General features: G+C 64.7%; 13 protein-coding genes and 2 pseudogenes. 7 read left to right on the forward strand and 8 right to left on the reverse strand.

All coding sequences use genetic code 11. From position 1 onward, the window contains the following. Positions 1 to 256, forward strand: a 256-nt coding sequence (locus tag AWC03_RS21895) for an integrase core domain-containing protein (protein ID WP_142278474.1), incomplete at its 5' end; no start/stop codon positions are given. Positions 257 to 869: 613 nt separating this feature from the next. On the opposite strand, the pseudogene AWC03_RS21900 reads toward AWC03_RS21895, so the two are convergent. Further along, positions 870 to 1370: pseudogene (locus AWC03_RS21900) on the reverse strand (Lrp/AsnC family transcriptional regulator); the annotation flags it as partial. Positions 1371 to 1527: 157 nt separating this feature from the next. Between AWC03_RS21900 and AWC03_RS21905 the strand changes: the two are divergent. Next, the gene (locus AWC03_RS21905; RefSeq protein ID WP_085242805.1) at positions 1528 to 5004 is read left to right on the forward strand and encodes an indolepyruvate ferredoxin oxidoreductase family protein; all 3477 of its coding nucleotides are present in this window, start codon (positions 1528 to 1530) and stop codon (positions 5002 to 5004) included. A 58-nt stretch (positions 5005 to 5062) separates the two neighbouring features. Here AWC03_RS21905 and AWC03_RS21910 read toward each other — a convergent pair whose 3' ends face one another. Further along, positions 5063 to 6049 carry an alpha/beta hydrolase gene (locus AWC03_RS21910; protein WP_249025936.1) on the reverse strand — a complete coding sequence of 329 codons (987 nt, stop codon included), beginning with the start codon at positions 6047 to 6049 and terminating at the stop codon, positions 5063 to 5065. Positions 6050 to 6375: 326 nt separating this feature from the next. Here AWC03_RS21910 and AWC03_RS21915 point away from each other — a divergent pair, with 326 nt between their 5' ends. From AWC03_RS21915 to AWC03_RS21930, 5 genes are all read left to right on the forward strand, one after another. Then, the gene (locus tag AWC03_RS21915; RefSeq protein ID WP_249025937.1) at positions 6376 to 6933 is read left to right on the forward strand and encodes a cupin domain-containing protein; all 558 of its coding nucleotides are present in this window, start codon (positions 6376 to 6378) and stop codon (positions 6931 to 6933) included. A 207-nt stretch (positions 6934 to 7140) separates the two neighbouring features. Continuing rightward, complete coding sequence (locus AWC03_RS21920; protein ID WP_249025938.1) at positions 7141 to 7485, forward strand: fumarylacetoacetate hydrolase family protein; 345 nt, start codon at positions 7141 to 7143, stop codon at positions 7483 to 7485. A 171-nt stretch (positions 7486 to 7656) separates the two neighbouring features. Further along, on the forward strand, positions 7657 to 8274 hold the full coding sequence (locus AWC03_RS21925) for a TetR/AcrR family transcriptional regulator (protein ID WP_085242808.1): 618 nt from the start codon (positions 7657 to 7659) through the stop codon (positions 8272 to 8274). A gap of 193 nt (positions 8275 to 8467) precedes the next feature. Further along, positions 8468 to 8716 carry a hypothetical protein gene (locus AWC03_RS27130; protein ID WP_142278475.1) on the forward strand — a complete coding sequence of 83 codons (249 nt, stop codon included), beginning with the start codon at positions 8468 to 8470 and terminating at the stop codon, positions 8714 to 8716. A gap of 137 nt (positions 8717 to 8853) precedes the next feature. Further along, on the forward strand, positions 8854 to 9972 hold the full coding sequence (locus AWC03_RS21930; RefSeq protein ID WP_085242809.1) for a phosphotransferase: 1119 nt from the start codon (positions 8854 to 8856) through the stop codon (positions 9970 to 9972). 31 nt (positions 9973 to 10003) lie between these two features. Here AWC03_RS21930 and AWC03_RS21935 read toward each other — a convergent pair whose 3' ends face one another. The 6 genes and pseudogenes from AWC03_RS21935 to AWC03_RS21960 all read right to left on the reverse strand — a co-directional run bounded on the left by AWC03_RS21935 (position 10004) and on the right by AWC03_RS21960 (position 15549). After that, complete coding sequence (locus tag AWC03_RS21935; RefSeq protein WP_085242810.1) at positions 10004 to 10825, reverse strand: mycofactocin-coupled SDR family oxidoreductase; 822 nt, start codon at positions 10823 to 10825, stop codon at positions 10004 to 10006. Between the two features lie 19 nt (positions 10826 to 10844). Next, the gene (locus tag AWC03_RS21940; RefSeq protein WP_085242811.1) at positions 10845 to 11255 is read right to left on the reverse strand and encodes a Zn-ribbon domain-containing OB-fold protein; all 411 of its coding nucleotides are present in this window, start codon (positions 11253 to 11255) and stop codon (positions 10845 to 10847) included. After that, complete coding sequence (locus AWC03_RS21945; RefSeq protein WP_085242812.1) at positions 11252 to 12388, reverse strand: thiolase C-terminal domain-containing protein; 1137 nt, start codon at positions 12386 to 12388, stop codon at positions 11252 to 11254. The genes AWC03_RS21940 and AWC03_RS21945 overlap by 4 nt, the downstream gene beginning before the upstream one ends. A 13-nt stretch (positions 12389 to 12401) precedes the next feature. Continuing rightward, positions 12402 to 14545 (reverse strand): annotated as a pseudogene (locus tag AWC03_RS21950) (acyl-CoA dehydrogenase). A 30-nt stretch (positions 14546 to 14575) separates the two neighbouring features. Beyond that, positions 14576 to 15184, reverse strand: a complete 609-nt coding sequence (locus tag AWC03_RS21955; RefSeq protein ID WP_085242813.1) for a nitroreductase family protein — start codon at positions 15182 to 15184, stop codon at positions 14576 to 14578. Next, positions 15184 to 15549 (reverse strand): DUF4286 family protein, encoded by a 366-nt coding sequence (locus AWC03_RS21960; RefSeq protein WP_085242814.1) that lies wholly within the window; start codon positions 15547 to 15549, stop codon positions 15184 to 15186. Before AWC03_RS21960 ends, AWC03_RS21955 begins: the two co-directional genes overlap by 1 nt. Between the last annotated feature and the right edge of the window lie 37 nt (positions 15550 to 15586).

Consider the following 15586-nt stretch of genomic DNA (forward strand, 5'->3'; position numbering starts at 1 on the left):
CACCATCGGGGACAGTTTCGACAACGCTCTGGCCGAGACCGTCAACGGCTACTACAAGTCCGAGCTGATCTACGGACCGGCCCACAGCGGGCCCTGGAAAACCGTCGAGGACGTCGAGCTGGCCACCCTGGGGTGGGTGTACTGGCACAACACCAGCCGCCTCCACAGCTACCTCGCTGACGTTCCTCCGACCGAGTTCGAAGCCGCGTTCTACGATGCACAACGGACCGACCAACCCCTGGTCGGAATCCAATAACCCGAGCCTCCGACAGAGTCAGGGCGTTTCACTTAGCTCGTCAACATGATCTCGCCCTGAGTGATCTGCTGAACCTTTGCAATCCAAAGGGGCTCAGCCTCGTACCGTGCTGCGGCACCAACCCAATCCGTCGAACCATCACGGGGGTCGCCCCCTGGTGCGCCTGTGGACTCGCACAACGGCGTCGACCTGGACTCGCATGTGCAGGATCCTACCGTGCAGGAATGCCCCGGCGCCGTCGGCAGCGCCACCCACATCACGGGTATGGCGTTGGGAGAGTTGCATTTTCGAGGTGCGGAAATAACTGGTCGGCATGTCGATGTGTACCCAACTCAACGATTTCCTAAGGAGTGGGCCGACGTCCAAGGCCCTGATCCCGCCGCTACACGCCCGATGGCAAATCGACCGCCGCAATACCGTGGACTCTCTTCTAATCGCTTACTAGGTGGGCCATGTCTGGGATCACAAGCCAAAGAAGGGTTCAGCGACAACTTCTGCAACGCAGCGATGTTTGATGTCAACGTCGACGGTCGGCACCCCGTTCCTTACCCAGTCGTCCGTTGGCTAGGCTGCCGCCGGTGCGCGCATCCGCTGGTCGACGTGGAGTTACGGCCCTCTGTGCAGGAGTCGAACGTCCCCAGCCCGAGCCGCTTGTGACGTCTTTGAGCAGCGGCACCGTCCGGTAGGGCAACGGCGTGGTCAACGCCAACGTCGTGGTGGAGTGAACTACCCCTGGTATCAACAGGATCTGCTCAATGAGCTCCTGCAACTCGGCCTGCGTCTGCGTCGCGACGCGGACCAGGAAGTCTTCGCGACCAGTCGTGGCGTGGACCTCCAGCACGTGAGGCATAGCGGCAAGGGCGGCCACGATCGACGCGAGTCGACCCTGCTGTATTTCGAGGCCAATGAATGCCTGGGTCGATATCCCCGCCCGGGCCAGATCGAGTTCGGGTCGGTAACCGGTGAGTAACCCGCCCTCTTCCATCCGCTTCAGTCGCGACTGCACGGTGTTTCGGGAGATCCCTAGCTTCGATGCCAGCTCCACCACACCCACGCGCGCATCGCTAGTAAGCGTCTCGAGCAACTCGGCATCAAGTCGATCGATGCTGACCAATTCACTCACCCCAAAACGTGACGCAGCCCACTGGCTGACCATTCTGAATAGTTGATACGAGATTAGTTGACCCGATTATCCATCAGAGCCACAGTTATGTATACGTCCGAGTCACCTGCTGTGTGGCGACAACTGAACCGATGGGCGGTGAAACGCTATGACGACAACGCAGACCGCCGAGTCGGTGGTCATCGACTCGACCCTCGCTGCCCGGTATCGCCCGCGCTCCGGTCCGGTGCTACTTACCGGTGTCCAGGCCATAGCACGGCAGGTAGTCGAGCAACACGAACGCGATGCCCGCGCGGGTCGGCGGGTTGCCACTTTTGTCTCGGGTTATCAGGGCAGCCCACTAGCCGGGCTTGACCAACTGCTGGCGAGCCTGCCCGAACTGGCGTCGGAACACGACGTGCGCCTGGTCCCTGGTGTGAATGAAGAGCTCGCCGCCACATCGGTGTGGGGAAGCCAGCTCGAACTGCCCACCGGTACCCGCTCCTACGACGGCGTCGTCGGCGTCTGGTACGGCAAGGGTCCCGGTCTGGACCGTGCCAGCGATGCACTGCGCCACGCTGTCATGTACGGCGCGAACCCGGGCGGCGGAGCGCTAGCCCTGGTCGGCGACGACCCGGCGGCGAAATCGTCCAGCGTCCCCGTGGCGAGTGAACGCTCGCTGGCGGCGCTGTCCATGCCCATCTTCTTTCCCCGCAATGCCGAAGAGATCGTTGCATTCGGCCTCTACGGCGTCGCGTTGTCCCGCGCATCGGGATGCTGGCCCGCGCTAAAGGTCGTGGCCGACGTCGCCGACGGCGTCTGGACTCTGGACAGCGATTTCACCGACTTCGGCATCACGGTTCCGTCGATCGAGTGGGAAGGCCGGCCGTGGTCGTATCGGCAGCACATACCTGCCGCACCACCCGACAGTGTGCTGGCCGAGGCCGATCTATATGGGCCCCGATGGGCGATGGTCGAGGCCTTCAACGCCGCCAACGAGATCGACACCATCGAGGTGGATCCGGCTCATGCGTGGCTCGGAATCGTGGCCGTCGGCACCGCGTACGACTCGGTCCGCGAAGCCCTTTCCGCCCTGGACCTGACCGAAGACGACGTCGCGCGCAACGGAATTCGGATCCTGCGGGTCGGCATGCCCTACCCGCTGGGCGCCGACAAAGTGCGCCGTCTGGCCCGTGGCGTCGAGCAGGTGCTCGTCGTCGAAGACAAGACCGCGTTCGTCGAGCTCCAGGTAAAGGACATCCTGTATGGACGCAGCGACGCGCCGCAGGTTCTGGGTAAGCGCGGACCCGACGGACGCGCCCTGATTCCGCCGAACGGCCAATTGACCGCCGCCCGTTTGACCGGCCCGCTACGCACGGTTCTCAAGAGACGAGTGGCCCTGGCCGCTCCGCCGCCGCCCAGCCTCGAGTTGACCGTGCTGCCCACCGAGCGCATCGCGTACTTCTGCTCGGGCTGTCCGCACAACCGCTCCACCGCCGTCCCGGAAGGCTCGTTGGCCGGTGGCGGTATCGGGTGTCACACCCTGGTGACGATGTCCTCGCGCACCGACTCCCAGGTCACCGGGCTCACCCAGATGGGCGGCGAGGGCGCGCAGTGGATCGGCCAGTCCCCCTTCACCGATGTCGAGCATATCTTCCAAAACGTCGGCGACGGAACGTATTTCCATTCCGGCCAGCTGGCAGTGCAGGCCTGCGTAGCCGCAGGAGTCAATATCACCTACAAGATCTTGTACAACTCCGCGGTCGCGATGACCGGCGCACAAGAGGTCGAGGGCGGACTGACGGTGCCCGAGCTGACACACAAGCTCGTCGCTGACGGTGTCAGAAAGGTGATCGTCTGCGCCGATGAGCCCAAGCGGCACAAGGGTGCATCGTTCGCCAAAGGCGTTCTGGTCTGGGACCGTGACCGCCTCGACGAGGCGCAGCGACTCCTGCGGGACACCAAGGGGGTCACCGCGCTGATCTACGACCAGCAGTGCGCGGCCGAGGCCCGTCGCAAACGCAAGCGCGGCAAGTTGCCCGAGCGCAGGACCCGCGTCGTGATCAACGAGGCGGTCTGCGAGGGCTGTGGCGACTGCGGCGTGAAAAGCAATTGCCTGTCGGTGCAACCGATCGAGACGGAGCTGGGGCGAAAAACGCAGATCGACCAGAGCACCTGCAACACGGACTACTCGTGCCTAGACGGTAACTGCCCGTCGTTCGTGACGGTGGAACTGCCGCGGTCACGCGCCGCAACGGCGCCGCCGCAGGCTCCGTCGCCACCGACGGTCAGCGATCCGAAGCGAATCGACATCAACGGTGCCTACAACATCTTTCTGGCCGGCATCGGCGGGACCGGGATCGTGACCGTCAACCAAGTGCTGGCGATGGCCGCTCTGCGCAACGGATTACACGTTGAAGGGCTCGACCAGACCGGCCTGAGCCAGAAGGCGGGTCCGGTGACATCGCACCTGCGGCTGAGCAACGAGGCCGTTGAGTCGTCCAACCGCATCAGCCCGGCATCGGCCGACTGCGTTCTCGCGTTTGACCTTCTCACCGCCGTCGACGCAGAGAACGTCGGCTACGGCAGTCCTGACCGCACGATCGCCGTCGCTTCGACCAGTCAGACCCCAACCGGCGACATGGTTTACAACAGCGCCATAGGCTATCCGGCCACCGACGCCCTGTTGTCCCGGCTCGATGTGCACACCCGCTCGCTGATTTCGTTCGACGCGCTCGGCGCCGCCGAGCACCTGTTCGGCAGCACGACACCGGCCAACTTCCTGCTTATCGGCGCCGCCTATCAGCTCGGCGCGATCCCCATCAGCGCCAGGGCGATCGAAGACGCGATCGCCATCAACGGTGTCGCCGTGCAGGCCAATCAGACCGCGTTCCGGTGGGGACGCGTCGCGGTGGACAACCCCGAGGCCTTTCAGAGCGCCACCGCCCCGTCGGGACGGCCGCCCCGACGCGACGTCAAGATACCCAGCCACCTGCTCGACTCGTGCACGGTGATGGACACGACCCGCGACATATTGGCACGCCGCACCGCGGAGCTTGTCGCCTACCAAAGCAATGGCACCGCGGCGCGGTTGGTCAACGTGGTAGAGCAGGTGTGGAATCGGGAACGCGGAGTCACTGATCGCACCGAACTCTCCGAGGCGGTGGTCACGTACTTCTTCAAGCTTCTCGCCTACAAGGACGAGTACGAGGTAGCGCGGATGCTGACCGATCCCGACTTCCGGCACTTCGTCCAAAGTCAGGTCCCAGGCGGGGGAAAGCTAACCTACAAGCTGCATCCGCCGCTGCTAAAGGCGCTCGGGCGCCGCAAGAAGATCAGCCTGGGGCCCCGCACACACTTTATGTTGCGGCTGTTGGCGAAGGGCAAGTTCCTCCGGGGCACGGTTCTCGACCCGTTCGGTCACACGCGGATGCGACGCCTGGAGCGTCGAATCGCCGCACATTACGAGACAACTGTCCTCGAACTCTTGTCGTCGCTCACCGCCGAGAACTACGGCAGGGCCGTGGCCATTGCTCGCGCCCCCGAACTGATCCGCGGGTACGAAGAAGTGAAGATGCACAATCTGGAGCGCTATTTCACACGGCTGGGTGAACTCGGAATCGATACCCCGCCGTTGTTGCCGTGACGGGTGTCTCCGGAACCTGCGCAACACATACTCAGGCCACGTAGGAACTTGCCAACCCTCATACACATCCCCTGCTCCGCCCGAAAAAGAGCCGCGTTAGCCGCGCGCGGCCGACGTCCAGGGAGCCGACCAGAGTCGTCATCCTGCGCCGAGCTTGCCGATGGCTGGTGTCGAGTTGGGGCCAAAGCGCCCGGATATCAGGACGACGGCTGTTGCGGCCTGTTGGCCGTCTACGCAGGTCGGCGGCTACTGGCCTGGAACAGTCACCGTTGTTGGTCTTGCGGGTTTGCCGCTTATCCGGATGAATCCAGGTCGCAGGTGGCGGATACAACGGCCGCATGGCCAGTATGGGCTTGAACGGCCTCCACTGACCCAGGGGTTGGGCGAGGCGGTCAAGGATGACGGCCAACACGGCGGGGTTCGACGCCAGGCCGATATGGCTGCTGCGGACCTCGACGTTCTCGGCGCACGGATTACCGGCGTTGGGGCCGGTCTCATCGATGCTCAAGTGCCAGGGGGCGAAGCCGTCGTTGCGGCTGTACACCGCCGTCGCGGGCACCGTCAGTGGGGGACGTTCGTGCTCCTGCACCGTCAACAGGTCAAGCTCTGCGCAGTGCCGTGCAACGAATCGCTCCCAGTTTTGGCGCCCAAAGGGTATGTGCGCGAACTGGTCGTGGGCGAGCATCCGGAATGGGCTGCCGAGCGTGATCACCTGACGTATTCGTTCGGGCCGCTCCCGGGCGAGCATGCGGGCGTAGATACCACCCAGACTCCAGCCGAGGACGGTGATGGGTGTGTCGTGCAGGGCGTACAAGTCGTCGACCCGGCCCCGCAGGCCCGCCAACTGCGTCTGGTCGAGTCCGAGGTTGCGGCCCTGGTTCCAGCCGTGAACCGAATACCCTTGCCCGCTAACACCCCACCGCAGGTGGGCTGTGGATCCGTCGCCGCCCATGCCGCCGGGCAACACGAGAACCGCGTGTGGCTCGCCCGCAGAGTGCAGCCTCGTCAGAATCGACCGCGTGAGGACATAAGCCGCCGCCTCCATTGGAGCCCTGAGCTCCAGCAGTTGCCGTCGCAGACGCATGTACCCGACGGCCGGCCGCCCGGGAACTGCCGGCTGGCGTGTTGTCATGAGGTCCCCTTCGGGTGTTTGCGGACTGACCGGACTGGTTGATGTGAGCGCGCCACATCGCGCAAGCTGTTGAATGCGTCGCGTATGCACTGCTTGTAGTGCACGGATCGGGGAGCGCGTCGCGGTCGGCGGTGAAAAACAGTCCGAGTTCACCCTCGTAGCCGACGACGATGTTCATCAGGCGCATCCCATCGGATACCGGGCCGAATCCGCCCCTCCGATAACATTCTTGACAGATTGTGTCACGACCGGACGATCTGTGCAGCCCGCGCGGCATGAAAGGTGGTGCGGCTATGAGGGGTGGTCCGTCGATCAAACACCTCGACGACGTTCCGGCCGAGGAGATGCTGCGGTACGAATTCGACGACGGTCGCACGGCGTCGATCTGGGAGAAGTGGATCGAGATGTCGCCGCGATATTTCGCGTTCTGGAACAAGTGGGATCCGGGAGCCATCTCACCCCGACATGGCCACACCGGCGATCACAGCAACTTCATCCTGTCGGGTGAGCTTCGCTGCGGTGACGTGGTCTGCGGGCCAGGCACTCACATCATGCTTGAGTGGGGCGATGTATTCGGCCCATGGGAGGCCGGCCCGGAAGGCTGTGAGTTATACGGATTCATCGCTGGTGAGGGGCCGCCGTTCAACGGGGACACCACGGCCTACGAAGCTCTGCTGAAGGAACGCGGCGCCCGCATAGTGCCGACGCCAATGCCAAAGCGCCTCCCACCGTGGATCGTTGCCAAGCTCGGCGGCAGCTTCACATCCTCGGTGACAAGCTGGGATTCCGAGGTTTGACAACGGATCTGGGTCTGCCTCCGGGTGTGGGCTGACGTATGACCGGGCTGGATCAGTCGTGCTTGATCCCTCCCGGAACGCGCATGAGGTGGCTGGAACGGATCAGCGACGTCCATGCCGGCAGCGACTGGCCGGCCGTGGCCGACGCGTTCGGGTCCGTCACGGGCCGGGAGCTGATCGGCAAGGCGGTCGCTACCGCAGAGTATTTTGACCGCCCTCGACGTCGCGGGCGGCTGTGCGGCGCCGGCACTACTCACCACCAACGCGGACGCGTTGGCGTTGTTGATCGGCGGTGTGGACCAACACACTATTGGCGGGTCCTTGCCCGAACTGATCAGCTGTGTCAATGAGCGCGTCGAGTTGCGTTGCGGTGACCTGCTCTTCACCGGGACGACCGCCGGTGTCGGCCGTGAGGACGGCCGATTCCTGCAACCTGGCGATGTCGCCGAGACGGAAATCGAGGGTATCGGGCTACTCCGCAAGTACCGTGGGAGAGCGAGTGACCTGAGGCTGCCATTCCTGCCTGCACAGGTGAGACGGGTGACGCGGTGAACGTGGGTTTGCTCACATCGGCGCGCGCCGGTCCCGGATATTGATGCGGCATGAGCCATACTTAGACAAGTAGCACATCAAGTGATCAGGTTGTTCCAGTCGGTCACAAAGACGCAGCAATCGTGGCGCCATTCCGTGGCTGAGTGGCTTGCTAACGAGGTGAAATGACACATGGCTGGAAGTGATCAGCGGTCGGAGAAGACCGTCGAGAAAATCGTGGCCGGCACGATGAAGGCGATCACCCGGCAAGGGATACACAAGCTTTCGGTGAGTGACATCTGCGAATCCTCTGGTGTAGCCCGCGGCACCTTCTACCGCTACTTCACCAGCAAAGACGATGTATTGGCCACGCTGGGCCGGTATTTCGAAGACGGTGTCGCCGACGCGTTTGCGGCTGCGATCGAGGCCAACCCCGACCCCGCCGCCCGTGTCCAGGTGGTGTTGGACACCATCATCGCCAACCGCGCCGCCGGTGGGAATTTCGTCCGGATGCTCGATGTAGCACCCGATTTCACGTTGTGGTTTATTCGCGAGACATTCCCGAAACTCGTCGACGCGGTCACCGCGGCGTTGGGTCCGGCCGCCGACGAATCGCCGCTGGTACTCAGTGGGGCGTTGACGAAGCGCCAACTCGGTGAGCTGTTCTTGCGCAGCGTCATGTCGATGCTGTTCCTGCCCGGTGACCGCTCCGACGAGGTGCCCACCATGATCACGGCGTTGTTTCGCGTCGTGCCGCCGACTGCGACCACAAAGCGAGCCAAGCGGCGACCACGCGCGAAGGCCAGCTGACCTTCACCGCGGTTAGCGGGGCGCCATCCGCAGCGCACCGTTGGGTCCGATCGTTTCCCCGTTCAGCATCGATTTGCGACGATCTGCTCGTCAAGCAAGGCGAATTCACCTGCGCCCAAGCCCACCGGGTCGTTGTCGTTGACCGCTGCTGGCCCGGTAACCGCAACGACGTTGTGCTTGCCCTTCACACACTGTGGCACAGCTTCTTGACGGCTGTGTCGTCCTCGGCGACGGCGGCTACCGCGGCATCAAGTCGATCACTTCGCCGCGGCGCGACAAGACCGGCCGCATCATCCGCAATGACCTCTACCACACTTATCGCCGCATCAGAGCCCGCGTCGAACACGTCATCGCCGGCTCGAAGACTGACAAATGCTCCGCGAACGCCGCCGCTGCGGCGACGCCATCAACTACAGCGTCCAAACCATCAGTGGACTCTTGACCCTCAAGACCCATACCCAATTACGTGTCAACGCCTAGTCAACCGTTCTAAGCAGGTGCCAAATCGGCTCCTTACCTATGCTTCGGTGATAACGTGACAGTCGACTGTCATTCTTAAGGTCGACGATGAGGATTGAGATGACCGGCCAAGCCCTGCGAGTCATGCTTCAGTCAGCCGATGACGTGACGCCCGATGTTTTGACGTCGCTTTTGCGCCGACACGACCCTGACGTGGCGGTAACCGGCGTCACGGTGGGGCACACCTGGCAGGGCACCACTTCGCACTTGCACTTCGATGTGAACTATGCGGATCCAAATACCCGGCTTCCGCAGCGGCTCTTCGTCAAAACGCAATTGAGCACGGTACACGAACTGCCGGAGGCCTTCGACGAATCGCTGTCCGAAGGGGGTGGCGGGACCGTGCTGTACGACGACGAGACCAGGTTCTACCGTGACCTTCGTCCGGACCTGGACGTCGAGACCATGACGACATACTTCGCCGAGCATCTGGACGGTCCATCGCAGTTTCTCATCATCGGCGAGGACATCACCTTGCGCGGCGCGCAGGTCCCCGACGCGGTAGCCGGGCTTTCCGTCGAGCAGGTCGACGCGCTGCTGGCAACGTTGAGCCGAGTGCATGCCCCGTTCTGGGGCAGCCCGCGGCTGGCCGACGGCGGCGACCTGTCCTGGCTGCAGCATCCCGTCACCGGCGGGTTCGCAGACTTCCTGCGCGACAACGGGTTTGCGATTATCCGCGCCCTCATCGAGGCCCCGTACAAGAAGGCGCTGCTCGATGCCGCAGGCACCGACATGGACGGAATGGAGGCGGCGTTCTGGAGACTCCAGGAGCGGGTGGCCCGCGATCCGATCACGCTGCTGCACGGCGACCCACATCCACGCAACACGTATGCGTTGCCCAACGGCCAAATGGGCGTCCTTGACTGGCAGCTGGTTCGGCGCGGCTCGTGGTCACACGACGTCGGCTATGCGTTGATCGGCGCGCTGTCGCCGGAGCTTCGGCGGGCCCACGAGCGCGAGCTGCTGGACAATTACCGCGGCCGGCTGCTCGACGCCGGTGTCACCTCGGTACCCGACCGCGAAGCGATGTGGGCCGCGTTTCGCCAGAGCCCCGCCTGGGGCTTCTGCATGTGGGCGATCGCGCCCGACCAGATGTATTCGGTCGAGGTCGTCAACGCGGTGCTTAGCCGCTTCGCCGAGGCCTATTTGGACCTGGGCACCGGCAAGCTGTTGAGCTGATCCTGCGGCGCCAGACCAGCACTAGCCCGCCTCAGGTCATATTCATGCCGGCGTCGAGCATTAGCGTTGTGCCGGTGTAGTACCGGCCACTGTCCGACACCAGGAACAACACGGTTTCGGAGACGTCGGCCGGTTCGATCACCGTGACCGGCAGGGCATTGGCCATCGCCTTGGCTAGATGTTCGTGCTGGGCGATCACCTCGAACAGTGCCGGGTTCTCCATGATCATGGAGGTGTTGACCCCGGTCGGCGCGATCGCCATGACGCGGATGTTCTTTGTTGCCAGGCGCTGGGCGTAGGCCCGCACCAGTCCGGTGACGCCGATCTTGGCCGCGGCGTAGGCATCCGCGCCGCCGCTGCCGTCGGTGAGGGCCTTCAGACCCGCCATCGAACTGGTGGCCACGATGGCGCCGCCACGGTCGGACTTCAGCATGTGGGCGCTGGCGATCTGAAGGGTATTCCAGACACCGGTGAGCAGCACGCCAATGCCGAGTTCCCACGCCGCCTCGGGATCGGGTTCGTCCACCCGGTTCAACAGGATCCCCGCATTGGCAACCACAGTATCGATGTAGCCGAATTCCGCTACGCCGTCGTCGAAGGCGGCCTGCAGCGCTTTGCGGTCGCGGACGTCAGCCTGGCGGGCGATCATCCGCCGACCGGTTTTCTCCACCAGGTTGACAGTCTCGTCGAGGTCTTCCGGTGTGGCCATCGCATACAGCACGCCGTCGAGTTGGCGACAGATATCGACACCGACGATGTCAGCCCCCTCCTCGGCCAATCGCACCGCGTGGGATCGGCCCTGGCCCTTGCCTGCGCCGGTGATAAAGGCGACGCGACCGTCCATTCTGCCCATGCGCTGCTCCCTATGCTGGCTACTTGATAACGAATTCGGGTATGCGGTAACCGGTTTCCCCGAGATCGGCGACGCGCAGCTCTACCGGCTCGCCGATCCGGACATCGGCCGGATCGGCATCGATGACGGCGTTGATCCGGAGGCCCGGCTGCTCGGCCAATTCGACGAGCCCAACGACGTAAGGCGGCACACGGCCCGGGACAAGGGCCTGGCGGACGACGATATAGCTGAAGATCGTGCCGTCACCGCTGACCTCCTCGAAATGCACGGGACCACCCGTGTACCGGCTGCGTTCCAATGGCGGATGTATCCACTTCCCTGTGTCGTTGCAGCGGCACAGGATCAACTTCCCGTTTCTCAGACCTTCCCAGAAAGGCGCCGAGTCAGGGTCGGGCACCGGAACAGGCGCCGCCAGCGCGGGATTCTTCACGGGTGCTCCTTGCTGTAGACGTTCGCCCCGCCGAAGGGCCCGCCGCCGGCGGTGACCAGCGCGAGTTGCGCATTGTCGACCTGGCGCACGCCCGCGGCGTGGCGCAGTTGCAGCGCCGCCTCGTAATGGTGGTTCAGCCCATGGATATAGCCCTCGGACAGTAGGCCGCCGTGCGGGTTGACCACCACGTCGCCGCCGTAGGTCGCGCGCCCGGTGGAGAAGAACTTCCCGACTTCACCTTTCTCGCAGAAGCCGTAGCCCTCCATCGTCGCCATTACCGTGTAGCTGAAGCAGTCGTACACGCACGCGACGTCCATGTCCGATGGACTCAGTCCGGTCTTGTCCCAAATCTTCGGACCGGCTGTGCGTGCATACATTTCGGTGGGATCGTCCCATTCCGTCCAGCCTGCCCCGCTTTGAGAGTTCGACGATCCGACCAGCCACACCGGTGGCTGCTTGGCGCTGCGCGCCACGTCCTCGCGAGTGATCAAGATCGCCACCGCACCGTCGACTTCGGACGTACAGTCCAGCACCCGGAACGGTTCGTTGATCCAGCGAGCGCCCAGATAGTCGTCCATGGTGAGTGGTTCGCGGCGCAGCGCGTGTTCGTTTGGGCCGGCGTGTTTGCGTTGCGTGATCACGATCTGGCCGAGGTCCTCGCACGTCGAGCCATACTCGTGCTGGTGTCGGCGGGCCCACATGGCGAACCACTGCGGCGGCACCATGAACCCCGAGACGGTGTCGAATTGGTCGTCGTACCGCGCCTGCAGCGGCCCCTCGATGTGGCCGAAACGGTATCCCGAGCGGCCGTTGAGCGATCGATAGACGAGCACAGCTTGGCACATGCCCGCCTCGATCACAGCTGCGGCGGTAGCGATCTGGTCGGCCACCAGGTTACCGCCGCCGTACATGGCGTTGGCCCAGGCTAATTCTTCGATCCCGAGAGCCCATCCGACGAAGATCGGCTGCTCGGAATCGTTGACCATGTAGGTACAGATCCCGTCGATGTCGGCCGGTGCCAGGCCGGCGTCGGCAATCGCCTCCCGGCATGCGGCCACGGCCATGCCCCGGGTGGTACGGCCGGACTTGCGGGTGTAGGTGGTGCGTCCGATCCCGGCGATGGCACAGGTCATCAGATCCTCCGATCTACTTCGGTTCGCGCGGCAGACCGAGAATGCGTTCGGCGATCAGGTTGCGCAGGATCTCCGATGTTCCGCCCGCGATCGTCAGGCACCGGCTAAACAAATAGTCGTGCGGGATGTTGCCCTCAGCGCCGGTGAGAACGGCCCGGACGGCGATGCGAAGCGCCAGTTCCGCAACGCGTTGGGCATGTTCGGCACCGAAAAGCTTGGCGATGTTGCCCTCTATCCCGGGGCCGGTATCGAAGACGGCCCGTGCAGCCTGCCGAAGGTTAAGGGCCGCGACCGAATACGCCTCGATGAGCAGTGCTCCGACCTCTCGCGCCAGGCCCTGGTCGCCGGCGCGGTGACGCGCCAACAGATCGACCAACGCATCGGCCCGATGGTCACCGAACCACCGCCGATGGACACCCGTTCGTTGCCGAACGTTGCCATCGCCACACTCCAACCGGCGTTGACGGCGCCGACCACGTCACGGTCGGGCACGAAGACGTCGTCGAAGAACACTTCGTTGAACAACGTCTCGCCGGTGGCCTCCTTGAGTGGGCGGATCCGGATGCCCGGTGCGGCGAGGTCGATGATCATGGCCGTGATGCCTTGATGCTTGGGCACGTTCGGATCGGTGCGTACGGTGGCCAGCCCGCGCTGGCAGTTCATCGCGTCACTGGTCCACACCTTCTGGCCAGTCACCCGCCAGCCGTTGTCGACCCGCGCGGCCTTCGTCGCGACTGCGGCGGCATCCGAACCGGCACCGGGCTCGCTGAACAACTGGCACCACCGCAGCTCGCCTTCCAGGCTCGGCCAGATCAGGCGCTCGACCTGCTCAGCGCTGCCGTGCTGCAGCAGCGTGGGCACCACCCATCCGCCGAGTCCCAGGTCCGTCTTGTCGAGGCCGCCGAGCACCTCCTCGATCACCAGTTGCTCCGCGGAATCGGCGGCCCGTCCATACGGCTGGGGCCAGTGCGGGACCAGGTAACCGCTGCGGGCCCACAGCTTGGGCTTTTCGGCGGCGTCGGTTCGCCTAAGCTCGTCACGGAATTCCTCTGCGGCCCGCCGGTACTGCTCGGCCTCAGGTGGCAGGTCCACGGTGTGACGCCGCCGCAGCCCTCGGCTCTGCAGTTCGATAACTTTGTCGCGCAACGCCTCCGGCCCACCGACAAAGGTCACCAACACCGTCGCCCGCCGGACGTAGAGGTGCGCGTCGTGCTCCCACGTGTAGCCGATGCCGCCGTGCACCTGTATGTTCTGCAGCGCCACCCGCTGGTAGGCGGGCAGCACGTGACCGGCCGCCATTGTGGCGGCCAGCTCGGCTTCCGGCCCGCACGCCCGGGCGGCATCCCATGTGACTGCCACCGCCAACTCCGTGTCGACCAGCATGTTCGCACAGTGATGCTTGACGGCCTGGAACGAGCCGATCGGCCGGCCGAACTGCTCGCGCGCGGCCGCATAGGTCGTCGCCATCTCGGTGCACGCCGCCAGGCCGCCGACGGCCTCTGCGGCGGCGAGCAGGCGCACCATCCGGGTCGCCGCCCCGGCGGCGCCCGGGAACACATCGGCGATGGGCGCCGACGACAACCTCAGGATGGTAACCGGCCGCATCAACAGATCCACGGAGTCGGTGCGGCGAGCAGTGACGAATTCTCCGGCCTCGACCAGTATCAGGTCGTCTCCCACCGGGACGAGGAAGACATCGGCGTCGGGTTCGGCCAGGGCGGCGACGGCGTCGGCCGAGATCGCAGAATCCGTTCGGACCGCGTCGCTGCTCGTGCCGATGCCTGCCACCAGCTCACCGGACACCAGGCGCGGTAGCCACCGCTCGCGCTGCTCTTCGGTGCCGGCCTCGGCGATCACCGACGACACGATCACCGTCGGCAGGCACGGTCCGCCGATCGCCGCGCGGCCAAGTTGCTCCAGGACAATGGTCAGCTCGGGCAGCCCATAGCCCTGGCCGCCGAATCGCTCCTCGATGTGCAGGCCCAGCCAGCCGGTGGAAACGATCTCTTTCCACAACCCGTCATCGAGCCACCAACGGCCGCCAGCCGGGGCGTCGAGCAGGATGCGGCGGGCGCACTCCGTCCCCGCGCGCCCGGCCACCATCGCCTTCGCCACGTCGGCCAGCGCGCGGTGATCTTCGGTTATCGCCAAAGGCATTGGCAGCGCTCGATTCTCGTCACTCGGTCGTCACCAGGTGTTGCCGTACCGCTCTCGGAACGTCACCGAGGCCGCGGGCCGGCGACGCGGTGGTGACAGCTTTTTCGCAAGCGCGCCGAGGTAGACAGCCGCCATCGGCAGCAGGGTGCCCGGCAGTCCCAGCAGTTCGCGGACGCGGTCGACGCCGAACGTCGTCAGTCCGGTGGTCAAGCAGGAACCGTAGCCCAGGTCCGCCGCGGCCAGCAGCAGGTTCTGCACGGCCGGGTAGATCGACGACGGCGCGTAGATCGCGGCAACGCGTTCGGTGTCCACGCAGACGGCGACGACGACCGGGGCCGCTGCGAATCCTCCCCGGTTGAAGCCGTATTCGAGGTCGGCGATCAGCGCCTTATCGTCGCGGCTGCTCCGGATAAAGTCGCCCCCGCCGGCGTTCCACGTCTCGGTCCACCACTCGGCGGGCAGCGACCGCGTCTTCTGGTCGCGGACCACCACGAATGCCCAGGGCTGCGTGTTCTCGGCGCTGGGGGCGTGCACCGCGGCCTGCAGGATCTGCTCGATATCGGAGTCGGGCACATCGGCGTTGGGGTTGAATCGCCGGCAGGCGCGCTGGGCGTGCATGATGGCCAACAGGTCACCCACTATTGATCAGCAACCCGACGTTCGCCCCGAGGTTTCCAGCCCGTGAGCGAGATGGTGGTGAGGTCCAGCGTCTCGTGCAGCGACAGCTTGCCTGCCATGACGCGTTTCAGGAACTCTGACATTACGGTGTCAGGGTCGCGGTCCAGTTCGTAGATCACCAGGTAGCGGTGGGTCGGCGGCGGCAACTGCGCCGGGAGGTCCTCGTCCTCGGGGACGGTGACCTCGGAGAGGTCGTAGCGCTGCGCGGCCACCACGCCGGGCACGTCGAGAACCTCGGGCACATGCTGGGTGTCGTACCAGGTGTTGAAGGCCTCGTCTTGGCCCTGCACAGGGTTGGTGAGCACAAGAAAAAGGTTCTCGGCCACGGGTCACGCCTTTCTGAGTGGGCTGGTCCAGCGCGTC

The sequence above is a fragment of the Mycobacterium europaeum genome (assembly GCF_002102155.1).
Classification (GTDB): Bacteria; Actinomycetota; Actinomycetes; order Mycobacteriales; family Mycobacteriaceae; genus Mycobacterium; species Mycobacterium europaeum.